9 protein-coding genes are annotated in these 11,110 nt (G+C 48.5%); 1 reads left to right on the top strand and 8 read right to left on the bottom strand.

Features of this window, described 5'->3' with window-relative positions; all coding sequences use genetic code 11:
- Nucleotides 1-208: 208 nt before the first annotated feature.
- Complete coding sequence (locus tag Q0R17_RS08320; RefSeq protein ID WP_293933922.1) at nucleotides 209-1,120, bottom strand: bifunctional helix-turn-helix transcriptional regulator/GNAT family N-acetyltransferase; 912 nt, start codon at nucleotides 1,118-1,120, stop codon at nucleotides 209-211.
- Nucleotides 1,121-1,280: 160 nt separating this feature from the next.
- On the opposite strand from Q0R17_RS08320, the gene Q0R17_RS08315 reads away from it, so the two are divergent.
- Nucleotides 1,281-3,296, top strand: coding sequence for a M13 family metallopeptidase (locus Q0R17_RS08315; protein ID WP_293933921.1), 2,016 nt, complete (start codon nucleotides 1,281-1,283; stop codon nucleotides 3,294-3,296).
- Nucleotides 3,297-3,411: 115 nt separating this feature from the next.
- Here the strand turns inward: Q0R17_RS08315 and Q0R17_RS08310 are convergent, their stop codons facing one another.
- The 7 genes from Q0R17_RS08310 to Q0R17_RS08280 form a co-directional block, all read right to left on the bottom strand.
- Nucleotides 3,412-4,644: a DEAD/DEAH box helicase gene (locus Q0R17_RS08310; RefSeq protein ID WP_293933918.1), complete on the bottom strand. Its 1,233-nt coding sequence runs from the start codon at nucleotides 4,642-4,644 to the stop codon at nucleotides 3,412-3,414.
- Nucleotides 4,645-4,792: 148 nt separating this feature from the next.
- Nucleotides 4,793-5,572 (bottom strand): GNAT family N-acetyltransferase, encoded by a 780-nt coding sequence (locus Q0R17_RS08305; RefSeq protein WP_293933916.1) that lies wholly within the window; start codon nucleotides 5,570-5,572, stop codon nucleotides 4,793-4,795.
- Nucleotides 5,573-5,589: 17 nt separating this feature from the next.
- Nucleotides 5,590-6,720 carry a hypothetical protein gene (locus Q0R17_RS08300; protein ID WP_293933914.1) on the bottom strand — a complete coding sequence of 377 codons (1,131 nt, stop codon included), beginning with the start codon at nucleotides 6,718-6,720 and terminating at the stop codon, nucleotides 5,590-5,592.
- Nucleotides 6,721-6,935: 215 nt separating this feature from the next.
- On the bottom strand, nucleotides 6,936-7,919 hold the full coding sequence (locus Q0R17_RS08295) for a peptide ABC transporter ATP-binding protein (protein ID WP_293933912.1): 984 nt from the start codon (nucleotides 7,917-7,919) through the stop codon (nucleotides 6,936-6,938).
- Complete coding sequence (locus Q0R17_RS08290; RefSeq protein ID WP_293933910.1) at nucleotides 7,916-8,896, bottom strand: oligopeptide/dipeptide ABC transporter ATP-binding protein; 981 nt, start codon at nucleotides 8,894-8,896, stop codon at nucleotides 7,916-7,918. Before Q0R17_RS08290 ends, Q0R17_RS08295 begins: the two co-directional genes overlap by 4 nt.
- Nucleotides 8,897-9,023: 127 nt before the next feature.
- Complete coding sequence (locus Q0R17_RS08285) at nucleotides 9,024-9,935, bottom strand: ABC transporter permease subunit (RefSeq protein WP_293933907.1); 912 nt, start codon at nucleotides 9,933-9,935, stop codon at nucleotides 9,024-9,026.
- A gap of 2 nt (nucleotides 9,936-9,937) precedes the next feature.
- Nucleotides 9,938-10,948 (bottom strand): ABC transporter permease subunit, encoded by a 1,011-nt coding sequence (locus Q0R17_RS08280; RefSeq protein WP_293933904.1) that lies wholly within the window; start codon nucleotides 10,946-10,948, stop codon nucleotides 9,938-9,940.
- Nucleotides 10,949-11,110: the final 162 nt, after the last annotated feature.

Genomic DNA, 11,110 nt, shown 5'->3' with positions numbered 1-11,110 from the left:
ACTAGAAGCCGTAGAGCTAGGCGTTCCTGCGCCGGTGATTGCAGCGTCGCTATTCCAGCGCTACACCACCCAAGGTAAAGGCGATTACGTCGCTAAATTGCTATCAATGATGCGCAATGCCTTTGGCGGCCACCATGTAGCTAAGAAGTAAACGGCTTTAAGGCACTAAAAATAAACCCCGTCTTTTTTAAAAGGCGGGGTTTATTTTTTACAGATCCTTCAGCATAAAAATCTCGCAAGAGTGATGGCCGGTGTCGCCCATAGCCTCAGCAATTTGCCTAAAGCCCATTTTTTTATACAGGTTGAGCGCTGCCGGTAAGCTGGCCGTGGTTTCCAGATAGCACTGCTGATACCCCGCCTGCTTTGCAAAATCACAGGCAATATTAAGCAAACGTTGGCCAAAACCTAAACCTCGGCTACTGCTTAATAAATACATCTTTTGTAACTCGCATACTGATCCCACAGCGCCCGCTAGCGGAGCAATACCTGCACCACCAAGTAGCTCACCAGCATCCTTTTGAATTACCCAATAAGCAGCGCCTGCCTGCTGATAGCATGGATAAAGTTGATCCAAATGCGGGTCTGCCACGCCATAACCCTGAGCCGCGCTCAAGCCGTGCTCTGCCGATACTTGGCGAATCACCGCCGCTACACCTTGATTATCCGCCTCTAACATTCGGCGGATTTGATAGCCTTGCTGGGTACGGGCTTTGACTAAAGCTTGCCGATACAAAACTAAACCCGCCTCCAAAGCCTGCTGCTCGGCATGGCTTAGCTGCTGTAGAACCTGATTAATTTCGCCATCATATTGCCCATGCACCGCCTGTAATAGCTCTTTACCCATCAGGGTTAGCACGGCCTGCTTACTTCTTTTATCACTGAGATGCGCCTGCCACTCAATCAAACCCTGCTCTAGCATTTTTTGTAAAACTCGGCTGGCATTGGATTTATCAATGCGCAAGCGCTCGACCAATTGCAAACTTGTGAGGCTAGCGCTTTCCAGCTCAATCAAAATATGCGCCTCAACAGGGCTAAGCTCCACCTTGCCGCATTTCTTAGCAAACACACCCAGTTCACGCACGATATCCCGCGATACAGCTCTTAGCGTCCTTGAATTCATAGCAAGCTCAATATAGTTGTTTTTTACAACTATATTGAGGACTCAATCACTTGGCAAGCATTACTTAATGTTGCATTTTTTTACATCTCGCTTACCCCAATATATTTTAAAAGCATAACTGCGTAGATTCAAAGCCAAACCATCCACTCAAAGACTCGCCATGCCCAATCCAATTCGCACCGCCATTACGGCTTTATTTATTGCTGGATCGGCTTTAAGCCACGCTAATAGTTTGGTATTAGAAGCCGCAACAATGGATAGAGCGGCGGATCCATGCAGCAATTTTTATCAGTTTGCCAATGGTAAATGGCTGGCCGAACATCCCATTCCGGCAGACCGAGCAAGCTATGGAGCGTATGACGAGGTGGCTGAAAAAAATCTTGATGCGCTTAAAAAGATTATTGAGAAGGCTGCACAATCCACCAGCCCCAATCCTGTGGCGGATAAAGTAGGTGCATTTTATTTAAGCGGAATGGACGAGACGGCAATAGAGGCGGCTGGTGCTCAGCCTCTGGCTGAGCGGCTAAGCCAAATTGCGGCAATCAAAACAAGGCAAGATTTAATTCGCACCATCGCCCAATTGCATAGCGAGGGCATTAATCCCTTATTTGATTTTAATATCAATCAAGATGCAAAGAATTCTCTGCGCTATATTGTCGATTTATCGCAGGGCGGTTTGGGCCTGCCAGACCGAGATTATTATTTAAAAACGGATAGTAAAAATAAAACCATCCGCCAGCAATATAAAGCCCACTTGGTTCAGGTATTTGTCCTACTGGGGGATAAGCCTCAGCAGGCTGAAAAAAATGCTATTCGTATTCTTCGTTTAGAAACTGGCCTTGCCCATGCTTCAATGACGAAGGTAGAGCAGCGCGATCCTGAGGCGACTTATCATCTGCTCAGCGCAAAAGACTTGCAAAAACTCAGCCCCAACCTGGCATGGCCCGATTACTTTGAAGAATTAAGCATTGCTGTGCCGCATGATATAAATATTGCCCAGCCTAAATTCTTTAAACATATTAACCATATTATTAACACCGTATCTCTAGATGACTGGAAAGTTTATTTGCGCTGGCATCTAGTCCATAACCGAGCTAAATATCTTTCCTCAGCTTTTGTAAATGCAGATTTTAATTTTTATAGTAAAACCTTATCTGGGGCAAAAGAATTAAGGCCGCGCTGGAAGCGGGTATTAAAAAGTGTAGATCAAAATTTGGGTGAGGCATTAGGTGAGCTTTATGTCGCTGAATACTTCAGCCCAGCAGCCAAAGCCGAAGCTTTAGATATGGTCAGCAATATTAAATATGCTATGGCTGAGCAAATTAAAACGCTGGACTGGATGAGTTATGCCACCAAGCAGCAAGCTTTAAAAAAACTGGATAAAATCGCCGTTAAAATTGCTTATCCAGATACTTGGCGAGATTACAGCACTTTGCAAATCAGTAAAGAATCTTATGTGAGCAATATTAAACACGGCCATGAATTTGAATTCAAACGCCAGCTTGCCAAACTAGGCAAAGAAATTGATAGAAATGAATGGGGAATGACGCCTTCTACCGTCAATGCTTATTACAACCCAAGCATGAATGAGATTGTGTTCCCTGCGGGCATTTTGCAAGCGCCGCTGTTTCATATAGGCGCAGATACCGCTAGCAATTATGGTAATACCGGTGCCACCATCGGCCATGAATTAACCCATGCATTTGATGATGAAGGCAGCCAATTTGATGGCGATGGTAATTTAAAAAGCTGGTGGACTAACGATGATAAAAAGAACTTTGCAATTAAAGTGAGTAAGATTGCTAAGCAATTCGATGAATTTAATCCCATCGATGAATTACATATCAATGGCAAACTCACCGCTGGCGAAAATATCGCCGATTTAGGCGGTTTAAAAATTGCCTTTATCGCATTACAGAAATCGCTGGCGAGCAAACCACAGCCGGAAAAAATAGATGGATTAACGCAGGAGCAACGCTTCTTTATTGCTAATGCACAAAGCTTTAGAAACAATGTTCGCAATGAAGCCTTGCGTATGCAAATACTGACCGATCCGCATTCACCAGATAAATACCGTGTACTTGCCCCCACCGCCAATATGCCAGAATTTGCAACCGCATTTTCTTGCGATAAAGCGGCATTAAGAAGCGAAGATAAACGGGTGAATATTTGGTGATGATGCGCTAAAAAAACGTCTGTAGGCACAGAGAAAAAGGCAGAACACAAAGAAGCCATTCAATCGGTTTTCTCTGTGTTCTCTGCGCCTTAAGATTTTTTAAGTTCTTACATCTTTATTCTTTCTCTGCCCTAGCCGCTGCCGCGCGCAGTTTATCTTTTTTGCTCATCCTCACCCCCTTAACTCCACCGGGATTCGGCACAGCAAGCGCGCTAGTTTGCTGGGGCTCAAAGCTTGCGATCACTTCTCTGGTAAGACGGATATGCGTGCGGCTTTCAATCAGGCGGAAATGCGCTTCGGTGGCCGCAGTAACAAAGCTAATCGCGCAGCCACTTGCACCATTGCGACCAGTGCGGCCAATGCGGTGAGTGTAATCAATGGGGGATCTTGGCAGATCGTAATTCACCACAAACGGCAGACCATCAATATCGATACCCCGGCCAGCCAGATCGGTCGCCACCACCACTTGCAAGCTGCCCGACTTAAACTCGGCCAACACTTGATTACGCCGCCCTTGGCTAAATTCGCCATGAAAAGGCGCGGCATTAATGCCCTTGGCGTAAAGCTGATTAGCAAGCTGCTCAGCTCCCTGCTTGCTAGCCACAAACACCAGCACCCGTTGCCCACCATTGTCTTGAATCAGCTGAGCCAGTAGCGCTGTGCGAGCATGGGCATCGACGCTGATCGCGCGCTGCAAGATATCCGGCTGGTTGATCTCGGTGTTTTCAATCGTCACGTGGCTAGGCTGATGCAAAATCCCCTCGGCCAGCGCGGTTACTTCGTCAGGAAAAGTCGCCGAGAAAAACAGACTCTGACGCTTGGCAGGTAACAGCGCCAAGATGCGGTTAATTTCGGCAGCAAAGCCCATATCCAGTAAGCGATCTGCCTCATCCAGCACCAGAGTATTAAAGAACTCGAGCCGAACCGAGTTCTTATCGATTAAATCCAGTAAGCGCCCAGGCGTTGCCACCAGCACATCGGCCCCTCCACGCAGCTGCATCATTTGCGGATTAATCGCCACACCGCCAAATACCGTTGCCAGCTTGATAGGCCGAGTCATTTTACCTAAAGCCGCCAGCAAGCCTTTGATCTCGTCCCCCACCTGCACCGCCAGCTCACGCGTTGGCACCAAAATCAGCACCTTGCTACTGCCCGTCGTCATAAGATGCAGCAGCGGCAAAACGTAAGCAGCCGTTTTACCCGAGCCCGTGGCCGCCTGCGCCAAAACATCCTCGCCCCATAGCACAGCAGGAATCACCGCCGCCTGCACAGGCGTTGGAGTGATATAGGATTTTTTGCTAGCAGCAAGTAAAACGGCGGGTGATAGCCCCAGAGTGGCAAAGGACATGATGGGCCTTAGATAATATAAGGGCCGAAGTATAAGCGAGATGGCGGGAGCTGTCCCTGTGGATAGGACAGGATGCAATGTAGGGTGGGCACGCCTTTGTGCCCACGCGCATGAGTACATAGAAGAAAACGAGCCTCGGGCCTCATACTTAAGCATTTATGTTGGAAGGTGAATCCCCAGCCTTAATCCGCCAAGCCGTAATAGTAAATTGGGGTGTAAAACCCAACTTTTCTGCAACTTTAATACTTGCAGAATGATGATGAGCCACTCGATATCTGGGAATCAAGCCACGGCTAAGAATTAGCTCGCAAAGACGGGATACCACCATCGTCGCTAGTTGCCCTTGTCTTGCAAGTGGGCTCACCAAAACCGTAATGTCCGCGATTAAGGGGGACAATTTTAATGGCACATAACGGGCAATGGCCTGTATCGCGCCATCCGCCACAAGAGCAATGGCCTCGTCGTCCTCTTCCAAATCTAAAATATCGCGGTCTTCTGCCGTTTGCTGGCGTAAAAAATCAGGTAGCAACCCTTTAAATAGCGGCGAGTTAGAATTTAGGTGTTGAATACTATTATTTATGCGCTTCAACGAATTAATCTGCTCAAGGTGATAGTCAATATCACGATATTGCTCTACAAACCCCGCAGCTAGGATTGCGGCATCAATCAGTGTGCGATTTTCATTTAAATCGATTGAAGCAAGCAATGGCCGTATTTTCTCTGGCAGCGCAAGCACCTGTTTGCCATTTGCTAAGTGAGTAAAATGAAAAATCGACTGCTCATCTGATTTAGATAAATAATGCCCGAGATGGCTAATTACATGTTGAGAGCAAAGCATTTCTGCATTTGTTAGCCCTAAGGCCGACTGCCAAAATGCAAAACTATGATTTTTTAAATCAGCGTTTGGGGATTGGCGATCTATTGGCATTAGAAAAATTCAGTAAATTAATCAACAATATTCTTCATCTTAAGCCATGTATTCCATGATTCATCTTCCAATTCATAGGCACCGCGCGACTCCTTCCATACAATGCCACGCTCTCGTAAGGCATCCAAAGCAGTTTGAATAGATCCCGTTGATAGCCCTTGAGCGACCGCACCATATTCAGCCATTGAGCTGGCACTGAATGGGCTAAATTGGCCATGTTGAACCGACATCACCCGAATAATCGCCTGCTGTAATGCCGAAAGAGATGTGTATTCATTTTCAATTTCAGCCCAAATTCGACTTTGCAATAAAGTGCCGCCCGCTTGAATTTTTTGATTCAAGTCAGGAGCAGACTGCATCTCCAAAGCAACATCACTGATAATGCTGCGTAAAAATTCAGGTCGATAGCCCACTAATTGAAAGGTATCCCAAACGGCATTTGGATCTAGCTGATTGTCCGAGGCCAAACTTTTATTAATATGCGCGGTATAGCCATCGGTGAACTCACGATTCAACATCGGAAAATCCATCACACTTGAACCAAAAAATGGCATTTTGCTGCTCATCACCAAATGAGCCAATTTATCGCGATTTGATCCGGTAAAAACCAGCATGAGCTTGGGCGCATCATTACTGTTGTTCATTCCATCTCGAGCTGCTTTTAAGGCAAACATGCTGGCTTCACCTTCTTTACTAATTAAGGCGTGCTGAGCTTCATCAACAATTAAAAGAATTGGTTTTTTAGTGAGCTGCTGTAATAGCTGCAATCCTTGAAATAGTGTCATCCCTTCAGGCAAGCCAATGGCCTGAAAATCAAAAGAAAACCCAGCAACACTAAATTTACTGAGGCCGGTTGATTTAGCAGCCTTGGCCACGGCTCCTGACTCCTGATAGATTGTCTCTTTCACAACATCGGCGATCAGCTCTGCAGGGTCCCGAGATCGGTCAGACCATAAATCAATGTAAACAGCCAGCCAACCTCGCTGTTTTGCCTCTGGCAGTAAATCTTCTCGTAAAAAAGTAGTTTTTCCAACCCGACGCTTTGCTGTTAGAAATAAGCCGGATCTTTTGTCTACCAAGCTATCCCCTTGGAGCGCATCACAATACATCTCTGCCACTTTTGGGCGTCTATAGCTGTAGATCTTCATCGCTATTACCTTTAATTATCAATATTTCATAAATTATGATTTTTTGATAATTGTAGATAATTGAGCGCTCCACCACAAGCCAAAGCTGATGAAATCAAAAGAAAAGTAAATCAAGCTAACCCCTTTAGACTCACCGCAAAACAATACGCCGCCATCCCAATATGGGTATGGCGGCGTATTGTTATGGGTCGCGGGCGTTGCCCACCCGCATTCCATCAAACTGTAATTTCTTCCACGCGGTGGCAAGCCACTAAGCGGCCTTCGATTGGGCGTAGTTTGGGTACTTCTGTACGGCAATGGTCGGTAGCAAAGGGGCAACGGGTGTTGAAAGCGCAGCCTGTTGGCGGGTTGAGCGGTGAAGGCAGCTCACCCAGTAATTTCACTTTAGAGCCGCGGTCTTCAGCGCGGATCGCTGGCGTTGCCGACATCAGCGCTCGGGTGTAGGGATGTAGTGGCCGATCAAACAGCACATCCTTAGGGCCATGCTCTACGCCTACACCAAAGTACATTACTAGCACATCGTCAGCCACGTGTTCAACCACCGATAGGTTGTGGCTAATAAACACGTAAGCAATACCCAGCTCGTCTTGTAGATCCATAAACAGATTTAAAATCTGCGCCTGAATCGATACATCCAGCGCCGAAGTTGGCTCATCGGCCACCACCACGCTAGGGGTAAGCATCATGGCGCGGGCCACGGCAATACGCTGACGCTGGCCGCCAGAAAACATATGCGGATAGCGGTGATAATGCTCTGGGCGCAGGCCCACGCGGGTCATCATGGCGCGAACTTTTTCTTCACGCTCAGCGGCGCTCAGCGAGGTATTCAGCAGCAGTGGCTCGGCCAGCATGGTGCCAATTTGCTTACGCGGGTTTAAAGAAGCATATGGGTTTTGAAACACCATCTGCACTTTAGGGCGCAGGATTTTTAAATCAGCGGCCGAAGCCGCCACGGTATCCACGCCAGCAATTTGCAACTGCCCAGAGGTCAGCTCTTCAATCAAAGTAAGCTGACGCGCTAGGGTAGATTTACCACAGCCCGATTCACCCACCACCGCCAGTGTTTTTTTAGGCTGCAGACTAAAGCTCACGCTATTGAGTGCTTTCACCGTGGCAGCAGGCTTCATAAAGCCGCGCGATACATGGTAGTGACGCGATAATTCACTGGCGACTAGGATAGGTTGGATTGCGTCGCTCATGCTTGTGGTCTCCCCGCTTCGTCCAGTGGTGTAATGCAGCGCACGGTGCCTGCGCCCGCTATCGTGATATCTGGACGTTTGGTTTTACAGGATTCTTGTACATAGGGGCAGCGTGGCGAAAGCAAACATCCCACTGGCCTATCGTATTGCCCCGGCACTACGCCTGGCAACGTCGCCAAACGATGTGCGCCCTTGCTGTGCTCTGGAATGGAGCTGAGCAAAGCTTGTGTGTATGGGTGGCGGGGGTAATCAAAGATCGCCGGCACGGGGCTGGTTTCTGCCACTTGGCCTGCATACATCACCACCACGCGCTGCGCTACTTCGGCAATCACTGCCAAATCGTGAGTGATAAGGATCAGTGCCATGTCGTGCTGCTTTTGCAGATTAACCAGCAGCTCCATAATCTGTGCTTGCACGGTTACATCTAGCGCCGTGGTTGGCTCATCGGCGATCAGTAAGCGCGGCTTACAGGCAATCGCCATAGCGATCATCACCCGCTGGCTCATCCCGCCGGATAATTGATGCGGATAAGCATCAAGCCGAGATTTAGCGTCTGGGATCTCTACCATTTCTAACAGCTCCAGCGCACGCTTGCGCGCCGTAGCACCCTTCAAGCCTTCATGCTGACGCAAGGTTTCCATCAACTGATAGCCAACGGTATAGGCAGGGTTGAGGCTAGATAAAGCGTCCTGAAAAATCATGGCGATATCTTTGCCGATGATTTTGCGCTTATCGTTGGCCTTCATATTCAGCAGGTCTTTGCCTTCAAAAGACAATTCATCCGCCGTTACTCGGCCCGGTGCATCGATCAAGCCCATCAAGGCCAGCATGGTGACGCTTTTACCCGAGCCTGACTCGCCCACAATCCCGACGATCTCGCCACGATTAATCGAGAAATCAACGCTTTCTACCGCCCGAAAAGGCTTATCAACCGAGCCAAACGCAACGGAGAGGTTTTTTATATCTAATAAACTCATTATTTTCTCCAAGCCTTTAAAAAGGTCTGTCTTGAGTAGGGTGGGCAAGGCGTTTTATCTTGCCCACGCGGTATGGCGCACCTTGCGCCGCGTGGGTAGAAAATCCTGCCCACCCTACAATGCAGCCTTAAGCCAGCTTTTTCAGTTTTGGGTCTAGCGCGTCGCGCAGGCCATCGCCCATTAGATTAAGCGCCAGCACGGTGATTAAGATCGTTACCCCTGGCATAGTCACTACCCACCAAGCGCGCTCGATATAATCACGGGCAGAGGCCAGCATCGTGCCCCACTCAGGCAAAGGCGGTTGTGCGCCAAGGCCCAAGAAGCCCAAGGCAGCGGCATCCAGAATAGCGGCAGAAAAGCCCAGCGTTGCTTGCACAATCAGCGGTGCCATACAGTTGGGCAGCACGGTGTTAAACATCAGGCGCAACTTGCTCGCACCCGATAGGCGAGATGCGATCACATAATCTTTTGATAACTCGCCCATGGCAGAAGCCCGCGCCAGCCTTACATAAGATGGCAAGCTCACCACGGAAATCGCCAAAATCGTATTCAGCAGCCCCGGCCCTAGCACGGCCACAATTGCCACGGCTAAGAGTAATGAAGGCAGTGCCATCATTACATCCATCGCGCGCATGATGGAGGTGCCAATAAAGTTAGGGTAAAAAGCGGCAATCATCCCCAACACAATCCCCGGCAATAGCGACATCGTTACCGAGATCAAGCCAATTAATAAGCTCAGCCTTGCACCGTGCAGCAGGCGGCTAAGAATATCTCGGCCTACTTCATCGGTTCCTAAAAAAAACTGCCAAGAGCCACCGGTTTGCCATGCAGGAGGCGTTAAAAAGAACTCACGATACTGCTCGCTAGGCGCGTGTGGCGCGAGCCAAGGAGCAAGTAAAGCGGCCACAACCAACAGCATAAAAAAGATAAATGAAACCAAAGCACCACGATTGGCGCTAAAGCTTTGCCAAAATTCTTTGAGTGGTGATGGATAGCTATAAAGGGGCTCAGCTGCGGCCAAAGACTTAATGTTCGACATACTTACCTCGCATGGCGAATACGTGGATTGATAATGCCGTACAGCACATCAACCACTAGGTTAACAATAATAATCAGCGTAGCGATCAATAAAATACCGCCCTGCACCACCGGATAATCACGACGCGAAATCGAATCTATCAGCCATTTACCAATACCCGGCCAAGAGAAAATACTCTCAGTCAGTACGGCACCAGCCAGCATGGTGCCAACTTGTAAACCAATCACCGTGACCACGGGCATCAGCGCATTTCTTAATGCGTGCACCAGTACGATCCGCGTTTTGGAAAGACCCTTGGCCCGGGCTGTACGGATATATTCTTCGCGTAGCACTTCTAGCATGGACGAGCGCGTCATGCGTGCAATCACCGCCATTGGGATGGTACCCAATACGATGGTTGGCAAGATCAGATGCATCACAGCAGATTTAAACGCACCTTCTTCACCTGAAATCAGCGTGTCAATCAGCATCAAGCCAGTCACGCGCGGGATATCAAATTCCAAATCTAAACGGCCCGAAACCGGTGTCCAGCCTAGCTGCACCGAGAACAGCATAATCAGCAGCAAGCCCCACCAGAAAATCGGCATTGAATAGCCTGTTAAGGCCGTACCCATTACGGCATGGTCGATCGCGGTGCCGCGACGCGTTGCTGCCACAATCCCTGCGGCAAGCCCCGTTACCGTAGCAAACAACATGGCACACATTGAAAGCTCAAATGTGGCAGGAAACAGCGCCCAAAAATCCCTAATCACAGGCTCATGCGTCACCAAAGAAAAACCTAGATCACCATGCAATACTTTCAGCAGATATTGCCAGTACTGCACATATAAAGGCTGATCTAAACCAAGCCGAATCAGGGCTTGGCGATAAAATTCTGGGTCTAAACGACGCTCACCCACCATCACCAAAACCGGATCGCCCGGAATCATGTGAATCAGCGCAAACGCTAAAACGGTGATGCCCAAAAAAGTGGGGATCGTGACGCTTAAGCGGCGAAAAATAAAACTAAACATGGATATTTCTCCATACGGCGCACGGCAGTTTTAGCTGCGAAAAACATAAAAAACTTTAGCTACGTAAACACACCTTCAGCACAAAAACAGCAACTGCAAAGGCCAATGACATCAACATACACAAAAGCACTACGCAAAAACGGCCGCCCGAATCGCAGCGGC

Source organism: Iodobacter sp. (assembly GCF_025352645.1).
Taxonomy (GTDB): domain Bacteria; phylum Pseudomonadota; class Gammaproteobacteria; order Burkholderiales; family Chitinibacteraceae; genus Iodobacter.
This window is presented reverse-complemented; position numbering and strand designations above follow the sequence as displayed.

Coding starts and splice junctions, on each gene's coding strand:
- Q0R17_RS08320 (WP_293933922.1), bottom strand. CDS start 1,120: ATGAATTCAAGGACGCTAAGAGCTGTATCGCGGGATATCGTGCGTGAA.
- Q0R17_RS08315 (WP_293933921.1), top strand. CDS start 1,281: ATGCCCAATCCAATTCGCACCGCCATTACGGCTTTATTTATTGCTGGA.
- Q0R17_RS08310 (WP_293933918.1), bottom strand. CDS start 4,644: ATGTCCTTTGCCACTCTGGGGCTATCACCCGCCGTTTTACTTGCTGCT.
- Q0R17_RS08305 (WP_293933916.1), bottom strand. CDS start 5,572: ATGCCAATAGATCGCCAATCCCCAAACGCTGATTTAAAAAATCATAGT.
- Q0R17_RS08300 (WP_293933914.1), bottom strand. CDS start 6,720: ATGAAGATCTACAGCTATAGACGCCCAAAAGTGGCAGAGATGTATTGT.
- Q0R17_RS08295 (WP_293933912.1), bottom strand. CDS start 7,919: ATGAGCGACGCAATCCAACCTATCCTAGTCGCCAGTGAATTATCGCGT.
- Q0R17_RS08290 (WP_293933910.1), bottom strand. CDS start 8,896: ATGAGTTTATTAGATATAAAAAACCTCTCCGTTGCGTTTGGCTCGGTT.
- Q0R17_RS08285 (WP_293933907.1), bottom strand. CDS start 9,935: ATGTCGAACATTAAGTCTTTGGCCGCAGCTGAGCCCCTTTATAGCTAT.
- Q0R17_RS08280 (WP_293933904.1), bottom strand. CDS start 10,948: ATGTTTAGTTTTATTTTTCGCCGCTTAAGCGTCACGATCCCCACTTTT.